Here is an 18,649-nt window from a genome sequence, read left to right as displayed (position 1 = left end):
GTTTAAGGCTGTTTTAGAGGAAAACAGTAGCCCCAATGCGGGCTACGGGGATTCGTCACATCCGCAATGAGCCCCGCTATTCATAAGATTGCCAGCAAAAAAACGCTGCCAATCTTATTTCATATCGCGGCGTTCGCCGCATCACGGCATAAGTAAAGACAGCGATTTGTGCGCAAGCGCCCATCGCTGTCCTTACTTATGCCTATGCGCGGCTCATTGCTCGCGTAAACTCTCAATTTATTGAATCAAATCATAGCATATAATCTTCTGCTGTATCTGCACATAAGCCTCTGGTTCCAGATCATACCCAAGATAGGCAATCCCCTGATAGACATCCTCCGGGACATTTTCCGACAACCTTATTTTTTTACAAATGGTCTCGATCATATCCTGCTTTGCGGCAATGACATTCGCATCTGCTGCATAAAATTGCGCCATATCATAATCCGAAGTATTGCCGCAGGGATTGAGGCAGGTGGCACAGTCCGGCGCAATGATGAATTTCTCCGCATGTATCTTCTGTACCATTTCTTCCTCGCTGCCTGCGTCCTTCAAACACAGAAACGCTTCCCGGATCACTCTGTCGGTCTGCTCTGTTTTTCCGTTATTTGATACGGCTCCCACCAACCCGATCAGGGCACTGATGATGCTGTCTCCATGTATTTTCATACAATCTCCTTTTTCAGGCACTTGCTTTCAGCAAAAACATTTTATTCCAGAATCTCTCCATCAATGGAGATGGTCACTACCTGCCAGGGCAGAAACTTTCCGCTGTCCTGTATAGCCTTTTTTGCCGCCATTTCCAGACCGCCGCAACAGGGTACTTCCATGCGCACAATGGTCACGGACTGAATATCATTGTTCCGCAGAATCTCCGTCAGTTTCTCACTGTAGTTCACCGCATCCAGCTTTGGGCAGCCGATCAGTGTCACTTTACCGCGAATGAATTCTTTGTGGAAATTCGCGTAAGCATAGGCGGTACAGTCTGCCGCAATGAGCAGCTTTGCTCCGTCAAAGTAGGGTGCCTGCAACGGTGCTAGTTTGATCTGGACCGGCCAGTTGCGCAGCTGAGATTTGATCGCATCATTGACGTTACTGTTTTCTGTCACTGCCGCTGCATCTTCCTTTCGGTTCATCTGTCGTATACGGCTTCCCGGGCATCCTCCATGTGGAGTCTGCATACCCTCCCGCTGCATTTTTCCCTGTTGTTTTAACTGCTGTGCCTGTTTCACCGCCGCCTCATCATAGGCAGGTGCCTCCCGCTCTTCGAAAGTAATGGCTCCCGTCGGACACCCGGGCAGACAGTCGCCAAACCCATCACAGAAATGCTCTCTGACCAGCTTTGCCTTGCCATCAATAATATCTATCGCACCCTCATGACATGCAGACGCACAAATACCGCAGCCATTGCATTTTTCTTCATCAATATGAATGATTTTTCGGATCATATTTTCCTCCTCGGTTTTTCTATGCTCTTAGCTTGTCTCTAAATCATCATTTACTTTTCTAAACATCTGACCTTAATTATTCGTCCTATGTTTCATCACAAGATCAGTATTGCAAAATCCAGAATTTCATTATGTTGTTTTTCCAACAAAGAAATCCAAACAAACGGTATTTTGCACAAACCTCAAAAGAGAACCGCATTTTTTCTACAACTCAGAAAGATACTGTCAGCTGCATCTTGAATCTCTCCTCACCGTATACTGCGTGAGGGATATCCTTGGGCATGATCAGAGTCTCGCCCTCTTCCACGTAGAATACTTCGCCGCCTACGGTGAATCTTCCCTTGCCTTCCAAAACGGTTACCATAGCATCACCGCCTGCTGCATGGGTGGAGATTTCCTCGCCCTTGTCAAAGGAAAAAATCGTCATACTCACATAGTCGTTCTGTACAAGAGTCTTGCTGACTACCTGCCCCTCCTGGTATTTCACCAGCTCCTTCAGATTTAGTTTCGTCTGTTTTTCAATATTTTTATACATCGTTATCCTTCCTTTCCTGAACTCTCCTTGACTTTCTGAGGGGATTATACTAGAATCATCCCATCAAGTATGTTGGTTTTCCAACAAAAGGAGAATTTATTATGCACAATCCTCTCTTTCAGAATATTTTACCTGAAGATATCCCCGTTATGCTGAAGCGCCTGCACGCCTATACAAAATCCTATCAAAAGGAGGAGTATATCAGGCATGCCGGCGATCCGGCAGATTTCATCGGTATTGTCGAGTCCGGTTCGATCCATGTATTACAGGACGATTACTACGGCAACCGTAATATTACTGCCTCCATCTCCGAGGGCTCCCTGTTCGGGGAGGCTTTTGTCTGTGCCGGGATTCCTCATCTTCCTGTGGATATCGTGGCTGCGGAGGATTGCACTATTATGTTTTTAAAAGGGAAAAAACTGTTGAATACCTGTGACAACGGCTGTAAGTTTCATCATACCCTGATCCGCAATCTCTTGGGGATCGTGGCACAGAACAACATGTATCTGAACCAGAAAATCAAATATACCTCCCGCAAGACCACCAGAGAAAAACTAATGGCGTACCTGACCGATCAGGCAAAACTGAAAGGTTCCAATGATTTCACCATCCCCTTCAACCGTCAGGAACTGGCGGATTATCTGGGAGTTGAAAGAAGCGCCATGTCCGCGGAACTCGGCAAGCTTACAAAGCTTGGAATCCTGCAGACACAGCGCAGTCATTTCACATTATTAAAACCTTTAGACTAATCCGGATAAAATTCCGCTATCACTTTTTTCAGTACCTCTGAAGATTTTTGTAATTCAGCCAGTTCCTTCTCGTTTAACTCAATAGGAACCACCGTCTCAATACCGTTTTCATCCACCACTGCCGGAATGCTTAACACCACATTCTCCAGTCCGTACTCTCCCGTCATCAGACTGGATACCGGCAGAATGGACTGCTCATTACGGACAATTGCTGCACAGATCCTGCATACAGCCATAGCGATTCCGTAATAGGTTGCGTGCTTTCTCGCAATGATCTCATAGGCACTGTTTTTCACACTGTTAAATATTTTCTCCATGGATGCCTCATGATCATAATGTCCCCGCAGTTCACAGAAATCGTTGATAGGCATGCCACCAACTCTCGCCTCGCTCCAGGCTGCCAGTTCGCTGTCTCCATGTTCGCCGATAATAAAGGCATGAATACTTCTGCTGTCCACTCCCAGATGTTCTCCCAGTTCATACCGGAATCTGCCGGTATCCAATACCGTTCCGGAGCCGATGACCCGGTTGGCCGGATAGCCGGATTCCTTTAGGGCTATATAAGTCAGAATGTCTACCGGATTGGAGACAATGAGCAGGATTCCTTCAAAGGGTCTCTTTTTGATCTCCTCGATAATGGACTTCATAATGGCACTGTTTTTCCGGATCAGATCCAGTCTCGTCTCGTCGGGCTTCTGGTTGGCACCGGCAGTGATCACAATGACTGCGGCATCCGTAATATCATCATACGAACCCGCATAGATCTTCATGGGACTGGCAAATGCCATGCCATGACTGATATCCATAGCTTCTCCTTCCGCACGATCATGATCGGCATCGATCAATACCATTTCCGAAAAAAGCTTACTCTGCATCAGGGCAAACGCGGAAGAAGATCCCACAAATCCGCAGCCCACTACAACTACCTTTCTACTGTCAATACTCATAATTCTGGCCTCCTGTCATTTACTTTATCACTTTTTCAAAATCAGATGCCGGATGTTTACACAATGGACAGATAAAATCCTCGGGCAGCTCCTCTCCCACATACTCATAGCCACAGATGGTGCAACGCCATACTGTCTGACCGTCCACAGTCTTCCCTGTATCTACCGGCTTGGGTTTTACATTTTCCTGATAATACTCATAGTTTGCGGATGGCTCTTCACTTAATACTTCCATCTCCGTCACTTCTCCGATAAACATAGTATGAGATCCCAGATCCACGGTCTGAGTAACTTTCACTGCAATGTATGCGTTAGTGCCTTCTGTGATATAGGGCACGCCGTTCTCTGCATTTTTATATGCTGTATAATCCGCAAATTTATCCACTTCTCTGCCTGACTGAAAACCAAACCGCTCATACAACGGAAACTCTGCCGTTCTGCTGAGTACGGATACATTAAATACACCGGTGTTTAACAGCATATCGTGGGTATAGTTTGCCTTGTTAATGCAGATGCAGATCTGATTCGGAGTGGAAGCTGCCTGGATCGCGGTATTGACGATACAACCGTTTATCTTCTCTGCATCCCGTGTGGTTACAATGTATAATCCGTAGCTTAACTTGTACATTGCCTTATGATTCATATAACTTCTCCTTTTCTCCTGTGAGTTGTTTTCTTTTAGTATCTCTTACATAACACAATTTATTTACTTTGTATTTCTCTTTTCGTATCTCTTATGTATTTCATACCCTGATTATAGCGTAACTGTAATTATCTGTCAATAATAATAGTAATGATTCTTATTTTATATTTAAAAATAACACCGATAGCCTAAGATATCGGTGTTTCTCACTTTTATAAATATTGTACGTTCCTCTTAGTAGGTCACCACGTTGTGATATACTCTGTAATACCCATCCCCGAGATCTACCAACTGCAGCGAAATCGCAAAGTTCTCCATGCCAAGTTTTTTCAGCACCTCCGACACATATCCCTGCTCGTAGGCTCCGGTATTATACGCCTGCTCAATGGTACTCCACAGACTCTTTGGCACCACATTGTCAAAATGCTGATCTCCGCTCCCAAGCATATTTAACTGTGTAATACAATTTGCATAATAAGAATTTAAATCCGTCACAGCGTCACTTCTGGAAGCCGGTGTGGCTGTTGTGTCGCTGTCGGAGTTTCCGGTATTACCGCCGGGATATCGCAGGGGGTTCTGGGGATTCGGATTGATGTAATCGCTCAGACTGTTTTCAGGCTGATCCGGCAGCGTTACCGAAACACTTCCATCTGTACCTATATTGCCGGGATTTCCGATTTCCTCTGCTGCCTCTGTTATAGCCTCTGCATTGTTTTCGGTTCCATACAGCATCTGTGCCAATGAACCGGTCATGTCCGGATTTAGGGCAAACGCCAGAACTCCGCCACACAATAGCAAACAGAGCACTGCGATTCCTATCATGATCTTATTGATTATTTTCATTATCCTCTACCTCATCTGCACCAAGCAGTCCTTCCGCGGAGTAACGGTTCGTTGCATTCCACAGGATCCATTCTTCATAACCGGCATCATAAACTGCCTGAATCTGTTCCCTGATCTGTGTTCCGTTATAAGAAATATGCCCCGGAACCCAGGTAGCGGTAAATGCCTGCAGCCAAGGTCTCACCACTGCCCGCTCTGCTTCCGGAATCTCCTGCAGTGCTTCGACAGACCCCTGCATTGCCGCCAATACTGTCTCATAAGGATTCGCATCCGGCACTTTCAATCCGAATACCCCGTTCGCATAATGAGAGGGATACACCATGGGACTGATGGCATCCACAGTCTGTCCCAGCGCCATGTAATCCTGCCCTACCGTCTGCACGTCGGTCTCGCTTCCGATGATAGTGCCGAAGACATCCGCCGTAACCACGCATCCCTTTTCATGCAGTCTGTCTCCTGCATAGGCAAGAAAATCCTGTATTGCCTGCCTCTTCGGATAGGCTTCCATATCCACACCGTAGTCCGCTGCATTGGCATCTGATCCCACAGGAAAACGCACATAATCGTACTGAATCTCATCGAATCCTAAGTCTGCAGCCATCTCGGCAAGACCTGTCAGATATTCCCAGACCTCCTGTCTGTATGGATTCACCCATGCCAGGCCGTTGGCATCCGTCACCGGCTTACCGTCCGGTTTCGTCAGTGCCAGTTCCGGTCTCGCCGCCGCCAGAATGGGATCCTTGAAACATACGATCCTCGCAATGGTATAAATATTATGATCCTTCAATTCCTGCATCAGAGCCTGAATATCCCGGATGTAGCGCACTCCTGCCTGCATTTCGGATATCTGATCCAATACGGGAATGTTCTCTGTAATCTCCTCATTCGTCAGCCTAAACGTCACATTTCCTTCATCATTTTTCACATCAATGACCATAGCGTTCAGTTCCGTCTCATCCACCAGCCCGATCAGCTCCTCCATTCCGGTGCTGCCGGCCTTAGGACCGGTGACATAGATGCCTTTTACTTTCGTCCGGTCCACCATGCGATCCGCAGTAGTCAGCTCCCGGGGAACCGGGGCAGGCTCAGGGGTCACTTTATTCGTCTCCTCCGCAGTTTTTTGGGCTGTGGCATCTCCACCCGTGACATCCGATGCCGTTTCCCCGGCAGCGGTCACCTCAGCAGAATCCACCGTTGCCGCAGCTTCTATTCCATCACTTCCTATTCCATTCCCTGTTAACTCTATCTCATTGTCTGTTCCGCAGCCGCTCATACTAAATATCAGCATAATCCCCGCCGCCAGAAGTCTCTTCCCCAGACTCTTGTTTCGTATCATCAGTATTCTCCCTGCATGCCGACGGTTGGTCATATTTTCTTCGGCTCTTTTTACCGCCGGAAAACTGTTATCAGATTTTTCCCATGGTCTGCTCTTCCTCCGGATAGGTCAGTCCCCACTGTTTTCGGATCTCTGTCATCATATGCATGACATCTTGCGTATAATTCAACTTCATGACCTCCGGTTGTCCGGCAATTGCCCGCTCCATATCCTCTACCTCATAGGCCAGGGCATCCGCTGTGGCTCCTGCCCGGAGTTCCTCAGTATGACCGTCCTCCGTGTAGGTGATCACTGCCTTCTGTCCTCTGGGATATTCATACATCTCCACATAAGCCTTGTCAAAAGATAGCATGCCCCGCTTGGGCTGCTTGGCATGCAGAGATAATGTCACTGTCGCCATTTCCTGCTTCGGATTCATTAAAAGGATCCCCGCCTGCTCGTCCACTCCCGTAGGTGCAAGCTTCACCTGGGAGGCGATCTGATCCGGACAGGAGCTTAAGAACATTCTTATAAAAGAAAGAGCATATACTCCGATATCCAATAATGCACCGCCCGCCAGATTCCGGTTGAAGAACCGGTTCTTCATGTCATATTCCTTATAACTTCCGAAGTTCATCTGTATCACGCGAAGTTCTCCGAGGTCACCCGCATTCACTCGTTTTAACAATTCCTTATAGATTGGCATATGGTAGATTGTCATAGCTTCCGCCAGAACCACGCCGTGCTCCTTCGCCAGCTGCATGGCTTCTTCCAGTTCTCCGGAGTTTAACGTAATGGATTTCTCGCACAACACATGCTTACCTGCTGCCAGAGCTTTTCGTAAAAATTGAATATGCGTATTATGAGGCGTAGAGATATAGATGATATCCACTGCCGGATCCTCACAGGCTTCCTCAAAGCTTGTATAGACCTTCTGCACACCGTATTTTTCTGCAAAAGCCACTGCTTTCTCCTGCGTACGGTTCACGACACCATACAGCTTCTGCCCTCTTTTTTCCATAGCCTGTGCCAGTTCATTGGCTATAACGCCGCAGCCGGCACTCACCCAGTTTGCCATCTATTCTCTCCCTTCCTTTCCGCGTTTTTTATTTTCATACATCTTCGTATCTGCTTCATGGACGATCTTGCAGATATCCACGCCGCAGCCTTCCGCCCAGCCTACGGCACTGGAGATTGGGATGTCTCCCTGCCCATCTTTTTCCATGAGATCGGCTTTTACAGTCTCTATCATGGACTCTATCTCGGTTTCTACCGGATTCTCGATAATCATAACAAACTCATCCCCGCCCACACGATAAACCTTACGTCGGTCCGTAGACAATTCATACAGTACGGAGGATAATGTCTGAATCAGAACATCCCCGGCAGCGTGACCGTATTTATCATTGACATATTTTAAATTATTCACATCCCAGAAAATAGCCGCCAGTCTGCGTACTTCCGGATAATAAGTCTCGATCATTTCCTCATATTTGTTCTTATTGTACACATGCGTTCCCAGGTCGGTCTCTTTGCGATAAGTCAGATCAGCGATTCTTTGCGCATCTTCATGGCTGCTGATACTGATATAGCGCAGGATGGCAGTGAACATCAGAAGGATCACCGCACGGGGCAGTGCGCCATAGAACAGGATCACGAACACCGGATCCGGTTCAATGCCAAACTGCATTGTCCCTGCTGCCCACTGTTCCAGATACCAGTCTCTGGTGTGATTACTTCCCAGAAGCACGTTCAGATCACAGATTCCATGGTAGAATCCTGCCACCATACTGATGGTCATGGTCACATCGTTCACTGCATAAGTGATCCAAAGCGTCTGTTTCTCCCGATACTGCACTGCCAGAAGTAAAGGCAATACATAAATAAGCACCGCATGGAAAGACAAAAAGGCGGCAAAGATCGCGGAGATCACACAGATCAGTGTCAAAAGCACATATTTTACCCAGTGCTTCGACAGATCTACTTTTTTGTAAATGTACAAAACAGGAATTCCCATGACCATGGACAATCCCACCGCCATGGTAAAGATTCCGGCATCCACAATAAAAATACGCGTAAGCGTCAGCAGCCAAAGTACCAGTATGGTCACAACGATCCAGAAATATCCCTTCAATGTACTTAAATTCGAGTTAATCTCCTGCTGATGTAATTCCTGATTATACTGTTCCTGGTAATTTTCCATTGCAATATCCTATGTATCTATCATTTGTTTTCTCATTGCTTAGTGTACAGCAAATGTAGTATAACATATTCTGATTGTTTTTGCATTTATTTACGCTAAATTAACAGTTGAATTAACAGTTAAAATAGTGAAGCATACAAAAATATGCCCCTACCACTTCTGGTAGGGACATACATTTTGGGCGATCACAGCCCTGAGTTCCACAAAGCACCCACAGGCTCCACACAGTCCTTCATTCAGGTAATTACAGCTTTTACATACAGAAAGCCGCTTTTCATAAATTGTCTCATCTGCCTTGATCCCGGGCTCCAGCCTGGCAATATACGCATACAGACTTTCCATATAGGCATTCTGATCCATTTCCCGCAACAGGCATTTCCGACAGGGATATTTTCTTGTAACTTCTATCGTTTCTATTGTTTGCTTTTCTTCCATGACTGTTCTTATTGCTTATTTTATCCGTAACATCACCACGCTGCATGCCGGCATGGTAAATGTGATCTTTCCGTTCTCGATCTTATAATCTGTAAACACTTCCTCGTGCACCTTGTCGGGATCCTCGAAAGTATTGTAAGCATGCATATCATTGGTAAGAATCGCTGCGCTTACCTGCTTCGGGTCGCACTCTGTGAATGCAATCTCCACCTCTTCTGCCTTATCGATGGACAGGTTGTTCAGGGTGATGGTCACGACACCGTCCTTATCCACGGAAGCGGATTCCTGTAAATGGGGAACCTTGAACTTTTCGTCTTCTCCGATCTGTTCCACACCATCGATATAGCTTTCCACCAGATCCGCATCCTGATGGTATTTGTACATATGGAATACATGATAAGTCGGTGTCCGCAGCATCTTCGGTCCCTCGGTCAGGATCACTGCCTGCAATACGTTTACTAGCTGTGCGATGTTTGCCATCTTCACACGATCACAATGCTTGTTGAAAATATTTAAGGAAAGTCCCGCTACCAATGCATCACGCATGGTGCTCTGCTGGTATAAAAATCCAGGATTGGTGCCGGGTTCCACATCGTACCAGGTCCCCCACTCGTCACAGATCAGACCGATCTTTTTCTCGGGATCGTATTTGTCCATGATCGTAGAATGCTTATGAATCAGTTCATCCAGCTTAAAAGCCTTTGCCAGAGTCTTGTACCATGCCGCATCATCGAAATCCAGTGCACTGCCCTTATGGGACCAGTTATCCTCCGGCAGTGTATAGTAATGCAGGGAAAGTCCGTCCATAAAGCCATGCATCCATTCCGGTGCATTTTCAAAACAAGTCTTTAACACTTCTTCCGTCCAATAGGTGTCTCCGGCATTGGGACCGCAGCATACCTTGAAAATGGGGTGCTTCTGATCATAATTTCTCACATAGGTCTGGTATCTGCGGTACAGATTGCCATAGTAGGATGGAGTCATATTGCCGCCGCATCCCCAGTTTTCGTTACCGACACCGAAATAATCCACCTTCCAGGCTTTCTCTCTACCGTTTTTCCTACGCAGGTCTGCCATGGGAGATACCCCGTCAAAAGTCATGTACTCTACCCACTCGGACATTTCCTGCACAGTACCGCTTCCCACATTGCCATTGATGTAGGTCTTACAGCCGATCTGTTCACACAGTTCGAAGAACTCATGGGTACCGAAGCTGTTGTCCTCGGTCACACCACCCCAATGAGTGTTGATCATTTTCTTGCGGTTCTCCTTCGGTCCGATACCGTCTTTCCAGTGGTATTCATCCGCGAAACAACCGCCGGGCCAGCGAAGCACCGGAAGTTTCATCTCCTTGAGTGCTGCCACTACATCGTTACGCATGCCGTTGGTATTGGGGATCTCGGAATTCTCTCCCACATACAGTCCTTCATAGATACATCTGCCCAGATGCTCGGAAAAGTTACCGTAGAGTTCCGGGTTGATATGTCCCTTCTTGTTTTTTTCGTTAATATACACCTTTGCCATATTAATCTCCCTTCCGCAGAGCGTTTATTATTGGAAGCCCTTCACTTCATGCCAGTTCTCCGCAGGCTCCGTACTTTCTTCTACCTGTACATTTTCATATACTACACTTCTTAACTTGTCTTCTGAAAAATTATCCACTCTTGCCCGGATCCGCAGATCCTTCAGTGTAAAATCTGTCAGAAGATACTGCTCTTCATCCGCGATCACATCAAAAAATGTATCACAGACACAATCACATTCCCGCATGGTGATATGATCGGCATAGGACAGCGGTCTGTCCTTACGGTCCTTCAGATCAAAAAACTGTGTCCAGGGATAGATCTTAAGGAATTCCTTTACCCTGCCTTCGATCTGTTCCACGGTAATGTATTCATAGCGCTGTGGGGTGTCCGGCCGCATTTTCAGCCACAGCAGTCTCGCTGCTCCCTTGATCTTGATTCTGCGCACGAGAATGTTCCGATTATGTACGGATTCCGAACCGCAGGTGAGACACCCATGACAGAAACCGTAGACGCAATCCTCCACCAGAATCCGCTCATTGATGCCGTTCTCCGGCTGGGTATCCGCCCAAGGTCCCTTACCGCCTTTTAATACCACAGAATCGTCATTAACTTCCATATAGCAGCCCTTGACCAGCACATCCGTACAGACATCTATGTCGATGGCATCCGTACTGGGTGCGGGAACCGGTCCTGCCGGGGAATAGATCTGACAATTTAAGTATTTCACATGATCGCATTTATAAATATGTGTGGTCCAGAAATGAGAATTCTGTAAACGCAGATCCGCGATCAGGACATTTTTACAATTCGACAGATACACAAGGCGGGGGCGCTGTTCCTCCTTGTTACCACCACCTCCCCATTTCCAGCGAAGCCAGCAGGCTCTCCATGCCTTAAGACCGTTACCGTCAATCGTACCCGGTCCGCACATGGTAAAACCATCCACCCCGTCTGCATTGATCAGTGCCGCATAGTAGAGGCAGGTCTCTCCCTCGATCCGGGTCTCACACAAATCATAATCCGAAATATCATTGCTGCCCTTTAATGTGGCTCCGGCGGAAACATAGAGATGCACTCCCTGTTTGAAATAAATCGATCCTGTCAGATAGGTTCCGGGCGGTACCACCAGGACACCGCCGCCTTCCTCTGCCGCCAGATCAATGACCTTCTGGATCTCTTTGGTATAAATCCTCCCATCATCCCAGATTCCGTATTTCGTCAGAACATATTGTTTTCCAAGTTCTGACAGCTGTGGGATCTTCGTCTCATAGAACCAGTCATCCATCGGGGTTCCGTCGGGAAAATATTCTGTATGTCTTATTTTTTTGCTATCCATTTCCAGCTCCTTTGCGTTCCGTTCCTCAGAATCCGAACGCCGGATTTTGGTCTCTGATCGTTACTATCCGGTTATCCGATTTCCAGGAAAGTAGTATCGTATGGTGCAATGGTTACCGTACATGCACCAGCTTCCGTAGGGATTGTGGTGGTCTGCCCGGTGTCACTGTTATTGATGACTACCAGCTTTTTGCTCTCCGGGTAATAAGCACACTCCGTATACAGGTTGTCGGTCATATAGTTGCCGGAAATGCCTTCTCCGCCCGCATAGCGGATCAGCTGGTACAACATCCTGGTATTCCACAGATTCACTTGGAAGGAAGACAGATAGATCCCCAGTCCCTTACCAAACGGATTCAATGTGATCAGTGGCTTCTCGTCGTCTGCTAAAAGTACCTGTGCCTTACCATCCGTCAGATAGCGGTTCTCCTTCGCTTCCACACCGGCGCCTTCCGGGATCAGTCTCTCCGGATCCGCTGCCACGAAAGTCCACTTACCGTGGCATACTCTTGCGCCAGTATCTTCGTCGACTCCCAGCACATGTGCCATACGGAAATATGTATCGTATCCTTCCACTGCGGAAGGCTCGTTCACACCGATAAAGCAGCCGCCCTCATGTACCCACTTCGTAAGTGCGGTGACAAGCTCCTCATCCTTCCAGGCATCTCCGCCGCTCCAGGCACTTCCGGCTCTGCCCGCATTGATCACTACATCTACATCCTTCAGTATACCATGTTTTACATCTTCGAAAGATATAAATTTCACATCCACGGGAAGTCCGGACAGTGCCTCGTTGATATGGATCAGGTCATGCATATAGGTCTCGTGGAAATGTCCGGATAAGGTCCAGGAACGAAGGGCACCCCAGGAGTGCAGCACTGCCACACGCGTCTTGATACGGTAAGGCTCTCCCGCATCATGGAAACCGCGGATCAGCCGGAACTCATCTGCCACTTTTTCCATATAATCACAGAAATCCGGAAAATCCTCCACCAGATGGAGATATCCGCCGAGGCCTATCCGATCGATCTTCGCACGCAGCAGGGCCCGTCTTACGCTGTTCCAGTATTTTTTCGCATCCAGTGCCGGATTACCGCCCTCCATGAAGGTCGGTGCACCACCCAGTCCCACAGGGAACAGGTACGGATGCAGACGCAGTTCATGTATAGGCACATCCACGCCCGCACACAGTCTTGCTTCGTACCCGGAGAAGACACATTTGATCAGTCCATCAAAGCCAAACTCTTTAAATCTTCCGTTGTAAGGCTCCACACCTACCCAGCTGTCATCGTAGAAGACATACGCCTTTTTACCGTAGGAATGAACCATATCGATCAGCTTCCTGCCGAAAGAAATAACGAAATCATTGATAAATGCCATCCAATCCGCCTTCTTCGCATTCCCCGGCATATGGGTCACATGAAGCTGTCCTTTATTGATGAAATCTTCCGCTGTCATACGGTAACCGTATTGTTTCTCGAATTCCTGCAATGCCGGAACACTGACGGTGAAATCATAAGACCCCCAGTCAGAGAACAGATTCCGATTTCTCTCGCTACTGCCCCAGATCCACACAAAATTATAGAACATAGAGGTAAAACGTACCACGGTGGTATCCGGATGGGTCTCACACCAGTTCTTCATCCAGCCAAGCAGATACTCCTGATTCTCAGGGTATCTGGGATCGATCTGCATCAGATGCTCCTTGTTCCAATGGTTCGTGGTATGGTTGTACATGGAGATTTCTTCCCAGATACGATAGGCTAAGAAGCTCACCGTATACTTATGGAAAGGGGTGATTCCGAATAATGTCACGCTTCCCTTCTCTTTATCATAGCTCCAGTCTGCATTGCTTATCTTAACGTTGTCGGTTCTGTCATAGACTTCCCAATATTCCAAGCTTTCTGCACTGTCGTTGATCCGGAACTGCTCCGCAAAAAAACTGTCCATCAATCCGATCGTTACAGTATCATTCTCTGCCACCCAAGGAGGCGTACACAGAAAAGTCTGCTGCAATTTGTCCTGGTTCTCCTTTGCCCAGGCATTATGATCTCTGATAATACAGATGGTGGAGTAGATGCCGTAGCCAGCATGGGTGATCTCATCGGAAAGCACGGTGCCGTCACTGTCACGGATCACATCTGCGCCCCATTTTTCCGCCATTTTCAGAGTCAGTTCTTCATATCCTGATTCTCCCGGTAAGGTAAAACCACCTTTTCCCATTCTGAGTTCCTCCTCATATTCCTGCTTTTTTCTGGTTATTCTTGCTTATTTTCTTACTTGTTCCCGTTACAGAAGTTCTTCCTTCAGGCACAGTCTTACGACACGCTCCAACTGCTCTGCCTCAGACAACAATACCTGATCTCCCGCCGGGTCCGGAATGTCTTTGTAGATTTCCGGCTTCTTCGGCACTTTTATCTGCCCCACAGGTTCCCATGCGCCGAAGCCTTTCGTCACGCACCCTGCCAGATAAGCATAAGCTTTCTCAGAATATCCGGAGCATTTTTCACAAATCTCCTCCGCCACATAACCGGCCATTTTGTAAGCGCCGAAGTCATTGGTATGCGTATAATCTCCCGGGAAAAAGATCGGTTTTGCATCCTGTAATCCCTTTTCCAGAACGTATTCCTTACTATGGGCATGGAGATCCAGCACGGGAATATTGTACTGTGCTCCCAGCTCCAAACACACATCTGCGAATTCCTCCAACAGATCCAGATAGGTCTGATCCCTCAGTCTCCAGGTATTTCTTGCAATGGGGGTTACCAGTACCGGATAGACACCCCTTGCCTGATTCTCTTTGATATAGCGGCGCAGATTCGCCTGATAGCCGTCCTTTGCCTGCAGCTTTGGAAGCTTCTGATCATTGTGACCGAACTGGTAAAATACATAATCGCCGGGTCTGCTGTACTGTTCGATCACCGCATAATGTCCCTCCTTGCGGAACGTATCTGTGGTCAGTCCCGAATGAGAATGGTTCGACACGGAAAGTCTGGTATCCAGATATGCCGGAAGCATCTGTCCCCAGCCGCAGTAACAGGTACCGGGATAATAGGGATAATCTCCGGGCTGATCCGTCACCGTGGAATCTCCTGCCAGATATACGGTGGGACAATTCATCTCTTCCACCGTAAGAGCACTGATTCTTGGTCTGTCTGCCAGCACCGCAATGTCCACGGTCTTATCCGCAAAAATATGCGAATACCCCACCGGTACAATATCGCAGACATTCACCGCCATGGTATAAGTGAACTCTCCTGCTTGTACTCTGCCGCGAAAAGCAAGACGTCTTCTACCGGTAAAGATCAATACCTCTCCCATCTCTTCCTCGGAGCGGATGGTCAGCGTGACCTTATAATTGCCCTGTCTGGGCACATCCACTTTGAAGAGTAACGGGATCCGTCTGGGAGAACCCGGCATTTTTTCTCCTGACTGTGCCTCCAGGGCTGCCACTTCTTCTGTGGAATCCAAATAGCAGCCATTCTCATCTTCTCTAAGGAAGGTCAGATTCTCGTTCTGATACCAGTACATCGGTTCAAAAGACGAATTCAGTTCCCGGATCTGCAGTCCTTCCTGTTCTCTTCTGTTTTTCTCTGTTACAAAGCCATAGCCTTTTCCGGGCTGATAGAGGTCGTCACTGCCCACATCGATCAGATTGGCAGTTCCTCCGTCCTTCCCGAACAGAAAATTTCTGCGAAACATTTATAACGCACCATCCTTCTCAATCTCGTCGGATACTAACAAAGTTGCAAAAAATGATAATGCCAGTCCCTGTCCCCAGCCCTGGATATACGCCTTGGGGATTCCCCGGTAGCCTTCCTTGTCTCTCATAACAGCGGTACCGCCGGAGACATTCATTACCTTACCGTCCTCACTTACGTTGGCAAGCAGCCCCTTGATCGCCTTATTGATGTATTTGCTATGTAAAGGATTGCCTCTGGTCAGCATTGCTGCGGCAATTCCCGCAGATGCAGAGATCTCTTCATAAGATTCCGGATCATCCACCACAGTTCTCCACAGTCCGTTCTCTGTCTGGTATACCTTCAGGGCAGCCAGCTGCTCATTCAGAGAACCTGCCACATCGATATACCTGGGATACAGATAGCACTGGGGCAGGATACCTCCTACCTGTGACATGGTAAATGCTGCCCAGGCATTCGCTCTTCCCCAATAAATACCTGACATATGGTCTTTGGCAATATTGTCATAGCCGTGATACCAGAGCCCACTGCTGGGGTTCTGTAAATATTTGATATGCCAGTAATACTGGTTCAGCGCATCATCAATTAACTCTTCATCGTGTTCCAATACTCCCACACGCAGCATCAGAAATGCCGCCATGAACAAGGTGTCGCACCAGCACTGCTCCGGGAAATCATTGTTGGCAGATACCGTATGCTGTAATACATGATCTCCAAAGCGAAGAGCATCTTTTCTCAGATAAGCGATCTTGCTCATGAGAATATCGTGATACTGCTGCTCTCCCGTTGCCTGGTATAAGGTGATCAGACAATGTCCCATAGCACAGGCATTTACGGTCCATACCTTAGGCAGCCCCAGATCGATCAGTTCGTCGATGCGATCCTTTAACAGCTCCAGATATTCCTTTTTCCCGGTCTTCTCATAAGCATCACTGATTCCGTAATATGCCACACCACAGGGCCAATCCCAGGTGAGATCCATATTCATGGTCTTTTTCACAATTTTATCAATGACTTCCTCTATCTCTTTTTTGTCATATTCCAGCTTTAACATAATTCCTCCGTTTCTGCCTTTTGGCGGTTTATATTCTTTTCCCACATCTGTTTTTATTGTAAAACAGGTCGTCAGAAAAAAACATAAAACATCTTCAACGATTCAAAGTAATTGTATTTCTAATATAGCCCCCAAGCCATTCATGCCTGGGGGCTGTATGTACTTACTGTAATAAATCTTTTTACTTACTGAAGTCTGGTGGTATTACCTGCATCCAGTGCAGCCTGTCTCTCATCGATAACTTCCTGGTAACCTGCCTCCAGGTACTTCTGGCTCAGTTCGTCATACAGAGCGTCGAACTGATCCTTAGAGCACATGGTCAGCTTATCACGATACTCAGTGTACAGATCATACAGAGTCTGATTGTACTCGGTTACTGCATCGATAGAAGTTGCGAACAGACAGTCGGAGTTAGCCTTGCCTGCTTCATAGATAGCAACCTGTCCGTTGTAGTTAGCCAGAATCTGATCATAGAAGTCCTGAGGAATACCCTGAGGGGTGATTGCCTTGATGTCCTTCTCGATAGAACCAAGAGTCTTGACTGCGGTTACTGCACACCAGTAGTCTACGTTGTTGTTGTGACCCTGCTGCTCATCCAGACCGGTCTGATCTGCTACTGCTACGGGATCACCGTTGTCATCGTAGTTGAAGTTCACGCCTTCAATACCCCACTGCATGGTGAACAGGTTCTCGGGCTGGTTCAGCCACTCAAGATACATCATAGCTGCTTTTACTTCATCCTCGGTAGCATCGTTAGCGAAGCCGATCATCATACCAAAGTTGGTTCCGGGTCTGTAAGAAGCGGAAGATCCCCAGGTCTCATCCTGTGTCCAGGTAGAAGGAGTAACTGCTACTGCCAGCTTGCCATCGGGGTTGGTCTCATAGAAGGAATTCAGTACGTTCATGGTAGAAGATACATATCCGGTCCAGGTAAATGCTTCACCGTTGATGAAGTCTGCCTCTGCCTCGGAAGCATCTCTTAAGTAGTACTCAGGATTGTAGTAACCATCGTTGTACAGCTCGTTCTCCCATTTTAAGAATCTCTTCTGAGCTTCCGTGGACAGTGAGGGAATCTGATAGTCGCCGGTGGTTGCCCATGTAGTTTCATCCTGAGGATAATCTCTGTAACCGTAGTTCTGGTCGATACCTGCGCCGCTTACTTTCTTACCGCTTAAGGGATACTTGTGACCATTTTCTACCAGTTTTGCATACAGCTCTAACAGCTTGGTGTTATCGCCAACGGGATACTCAGAAAATCCTGCTTCCTCCAGCCAGTCCTGACGATAGAATGTACACCAGGTATAAGTGGTATTGCCGTAAGGTCTGTAACCAAGTACCAGATAATCTTCATCAGCCAGCTTGGTGTAAGCGTCGTTGCCATGCTCTACCATGGTCTCCCAGTAGGTAGGAGCGATCTGCTTGAACTCTTCTACATCGTAGGTCTGCAGATAGCCGTCTGCCTGCCAGCTTGCCAGCTTATCATAGTCATATTCCATACAGATCGTAGGAAGGCTCTGGCTTGCTGCCAGCATAGCGTAATCGGTCATAACGTCGCTACGGGTAATTCCTACATATTCTACTGTGATGTTGTACTTGTCACCGAAATTCTCCTGTACCCATTTGGTCCAGTAGTTGTTCTCTACGTCGGAGCATCCGTTTCCAGAAGAACCACGATCGTATACGGGAATCTGTAAAGTAACATTACTTGCGAAAGGCTCCCAGCCATCAATACCTGCTACTGCTGCTGTTCCTGCATCTGTGCTTGCTGCTGTGCTTACCGCTGCGGTATCCTTTGTGGAAGCATCCGCACCTGCGTCAGTGCTACCGCCGCATCCGGTCAGAGTTCCCATTGCCATAGCACCAACCAGTGCCGTTGCCATTACCTTGTGAAGAGTATTCTTCTTCATAAATCAAT

Annotated in this window: 17 protein-coding genes; 1 reads left to right on the top strand and 16 read right to left on the bottom strand. The window is 47.5% G+C overall.

The window, feature by feature from the left end:
- Positions 1–237: 237 nt before the first annotated feature.
- From ACTRDR_RS10095 to ACTRDR_RS10085, 3 genes are all read right to left on the bottom strand, one after another.
- Entirely contained in the window at positions 238–669 is a 432-nt protein-coding gene (locus tag ACTRDR_RS10095; RefSeq protein WP_440527309.1) for a hypothetical protein, read from the bottom strand.
- A 41-nt stretch (positions 670–710) separates the two neighbouring features.
- Positions 711–1,448 (bottom strand): 4Fe-4S binding protein, encoded by a 738-nt coding sequence (locus tag ACTRDR_RS10090; RefSeq protein ID WP_440527307.1) that lies wholly within the window; start codon positions 1,446–1,448, stop codon positions 711–713.
- 211 nt (positions 1,449–1,659) lie between these two features.
- Entirely contained in the window at positions 1,660–1,983 is a 324-nt protein-coding gene (locus tag ACTRDR_RS10085; protein WP_022154036.1) for a cupin domain-containing protein, read from the bottom strand.
- Positions 1,984–2,084: 101 nt separating this feature from the next.
- On the opposite strand from ACTRDR_RS10085, the gene ACTRDR_RS10080 reads away from it, so the two are divergent.
- Positions 2,085–2,732 (top strand): Crp/Fnr family transcriptional regulator, encoded by a 648-nt coding sequence (locus ACTRDR_RS10080; protein ID WP_440527305.1) that lies wholly within the window; start codon positions 2,085–2,087, stop codon positions 2,730–2,732.
- On the opposite strand, the gene ACTRDR_RS10075 is transcribed toward ACTRDR_RS10080, so the two are convergent.
- The 13 genes from ACTRDR_RS10075 to ACTRDR_RS10015 form a co-directional block, all read right to left on the bottom strand.
- On the bottom strand, positions 2,729–3,679 hold the full coding sequence (locus ACTRDR_RS10075) for an L-lactate dehydrogenase (protein WP_440527303.1): 951 nt from the start codon (positions 3,677–3,679) through the stop codon (positions 2,729–2,731). The two genes, ACTRDR_RS10080 and ACTRDR_RS10075, sit on opposite strands and share 4 nt — an antisense overlap.
- Before the next feature lie 19 nt (positions 3,680–3,698).
- Entirely contained in the window at positions 3,699–4,322 is a 624-nt protein-coding gene (locus ACTRDR_RS10070; protein WP_118547071.1) for a flavin reductase, read from the bottom strand.
- Positions 4,323–4,556: 234 nt separating this feature from the next.
- The gene (locus tag ACTRDR_RS10065) at positions 4,557–5,165 is read right to left on the bottom strand and encodes a hypothetical protein (protein WP_440527301.1); all 609 of its coding nucleotides are present in this window, start codon (positions 5,163–5,165) and stop codon (positions 4,557–4,559) included.
- Complete coding sequence (locus ACTRDR_RS10060; protein WP_440527300.1) at positions 5,149–6,501, bottom strand: putative glycoside hydrolase; 1,353 nt, start codon at positions 6,499–6,501, stop codon at positions 5,149–5,151. Before ACTRDR_RS10060 ends, ACTRDR_RS10065 begins: the two co-directional genes overlap by 17 nt.
- A gap of 70 nt (positions 6,502–6,571) precedes the next feature.
- On the bottom strand, positions 6,572–7,558 hold the full coding sequence (locus ACTRDR_RS10055; protein ID WP_440527299.1) for a Gfo/Idh/MocA family protein: 987 nt from the start codon (positions 7,556–7,558) through the stop codon (positions 6,572–6,574).
- Entirely contained in the window at positions 7,559–8,683 is a 1,125-nt protein-coding gene (locus ACTRDR_RS10050) for a GGDEF domain-containing protein (RefSeq protein WP_440527297.1), read from the bottom strand. It abuts the gene before it with no gap.
- 150 nt (positions 8,684–8,833) lie between these two features.
- A complete protein-coding gene (locus ACTRDR_RS10045) occupies positions 8,834–9,118 on the bottom strand; it encodes a DUF6171 family protein (RefSeq protein ID WP_176863707.1) in 285 nt (94 codons plus the stop codon).
- Positions 9,119–9,133: 15 nt separating this feature from the next.
- The gene (locus tag ACTRDR_RS10040) at positions 9,134–10,642 is read right to left on the bottom strand and encodes an alpha-N-arabinofuranosidase (protein ID WP_440527295.1); all 1,509 of its coding nucleotides are present in this window, start codon (positions 10,640–10,642) and stop codon (positions 9,134–9,136) included.
- Positions 10,643–10,669: 27 nt separating this feature from the next.
- Positions 10,670–11,980 (bottom strand): glycoside hydrolase family 28 protein, encoded by a 1,311-nt coding sequence (locus tag ACTRDR_RS10035; protein ID WP_440527294.1) that lies wholly within the window; start codon positions 11,978–11,980, stop codon positions 10,670–10,672.
- 71 nt (positions 11,981–12,051) lie between these two features.
- Positions 12,052–14,202 carry a 1,3-beta-galactosyl-N-acetylhexosamine phosphorylase gene (gnpA, locus tag ACTRDR_RS10030; protein ID WP_440527293.1) on the bottom strand — a complete coding sequence of 717 codons (2,151 nt, stop codon included), beginning with the start codon at positions 14,200–14,202 and terminating at the stop codon, positions 12,052–12,054.
- A gap of 66 nt (positions 14,203–14,268) precedes the next feature.
- A complete protein-coding gene (locus ACTRDR_RS10025; RefSeq protein ID WP_440527291.1) occupies positions 14,269–15,681 on the bottom strand; it encodes a rhamnogalacturonan acetylesterase in 1,413 nt (470 codons plus the stop codon).
- A complete protein-coding gene (locus ACTRDR_RS10020) occupies positions 15,682–16,734 on the bottom strand; it encodes a glycoside hydrolase family 88 protein (RefSeq protein ID WP_440527289.1) in 1,053 nt (350 codons plus the stop codon).
- Positions 16,735–16,919: 185 nt separating this feature from the next.
- On the bottom strand, positions 16,920–18,641 hold the full coding sequence (locus tag ACTRDR_RS10015) for a hypothetical protein (RefSeq protein WP_440527287.1): 1,722 nt from the start codon (positions 18,639–18,641) through the stop codon (positions 16,920–16,922).
- Between the last annotated feature and the right edge of the window lie 8 nt (positions 18,642–18,649).

The sequence above is a fragment of the Simiaoa sp. genome (assembly GCF_051972595.1).
GTDB lineage: Bacteria > Bacillota > Clostridia > Lachnospirales > Lachnospiraceae > Acetatifactor > Acetatifactor hominis.
Note: the sequence above shows the minus strand (reverse complement) of the source record. Positions and strands in the feature narration are given on the sequence as shown.

Excerpts from the sequence above, each read along its gene's own strand:
- ACTRDR_RS10040 (WP_440527295.1), bottom strand. The coding sequence starts at position 10,642 with ATGGCAAAGGTGTATATTAACGAAAAAAACAAGAAGGGACATATCAAC.
- ACTRDR_RS10085 (WP_022154036.1), bottom strand. The coding sequence starts at position 1,983 with ATGTATAAAAATATTGAAAAACAGACGAAACTAAATCTGAAGGAGCTG.
- ACTRDR_RS10015 (WP_440527287.1), bottom strand. The coding sequence starts at position 18,641 with ATGAAGAAGAATACTCTTCACAAGGTAATGGCAACGGCACTGGTTGGT.
- ACTRDR_RS10065 (WP_440527301.1), bottom strand. The coding sequence starts at position 5,165 with ATGAAAATAATCAATAAGATCATGATAGGAATCGCAGTGCTCTGTTTG.
- ACTRDR_RS10020 (WP_440527289.1), bottom strand. The coding sequence starts at position 16,734 with ATGTTAAAGCTGGAATATGACAAAAAAGAGATAGAGGAAGTCATTGAT.
- ACTRDR_RS10090 (WP_440527307.1), bottom strand. The coding sequence starts at position 1,448 with ATGATCCGAAAAATCATTCATATTGATGAAGAAAAATGCAATGGCTGC.
- ACTRDR_RS10055 (WP_440527299.1), bottom strand. The coding sequence starts at position 7,558 with ATGGCAAACTGGGTGAGTGCCGGCTGCGGCGTTATAGCCAATGAACTG.
- ACTRDR_RS10050 (WP_440527297.1), bottom strand. The coding sequence starts at position 8,683 with ATGGAAAATTACCAGGAACAGTATAATCAGGAATTACATCAGCAGGAG.
- ACTRDR_RS10080 (WP_440527305.1), top strand. The coding sequence starts at position 2,085 with ATGCACAATCCTCTCTTTCAGAATATTTTACCTGAAGATATCCCCGTT.
- gnpA (WP_440527293.1), bottom strand. The coding sequence starts at position 14,202 with ATGGGAAAAGGTGGTTTTACCTTACCGGGAGAATCAGGATATGAAGAA.
- ACTRDR_RS10025 (WP_440527291.1), bottom strand. The coding sequence starts at position 15,681 with ATGTTTCGCAGAAATTTTCTGTTCGGGAAGGACGGAGGAACTGCCAAT.
- ACTRDR_RS10045 (WP_176863707.1), bottom strand. The coding sequence starts at position 9,118 with ATGGAAGAAAAGCAAACAATAGAAACGATAGAAGTTACAAGAAAATAT.
- ACTRDR_RS10060 (WP_440527300.1), bottom strand. The coding sequence starts at position 6,501 with ATGATACGAAACAAGAGTCTGGGGAAGAGACTTCTGGCGGCGGGGATT.
- ACTRDR_RS10035 (WP_440527294.1), bottom strand. The coding sequence starts at position 11,980 with ATGGATAGCAAAAAAATAAGACATACAGAATATTTTCCCGACGGAACC.
- ACTRDR_RS10075 (WP_440527303.1), bottom strand. The coding sequence starts at position 3,679 with ATGAGTATTGACAGTAGAAAGGTAGTTGTAGTGGGCTGCGGATTTGTG.
- ACTRDR_RS10095 (WP_440527309.1), bottom strand. The coding sequence starts at position 669 with ATGAAAATACATGGAGACAGCATCATCAGTGCCCTGATCGGGTTGGTG.
- ACTRDR_RS10070 (WP_118547071.1), bottom strand. The coding sequence starts at position 4,322 with ATGAATCATAAGGCAATGTACAAGTTAAGCTACGGATTATACATTGTA.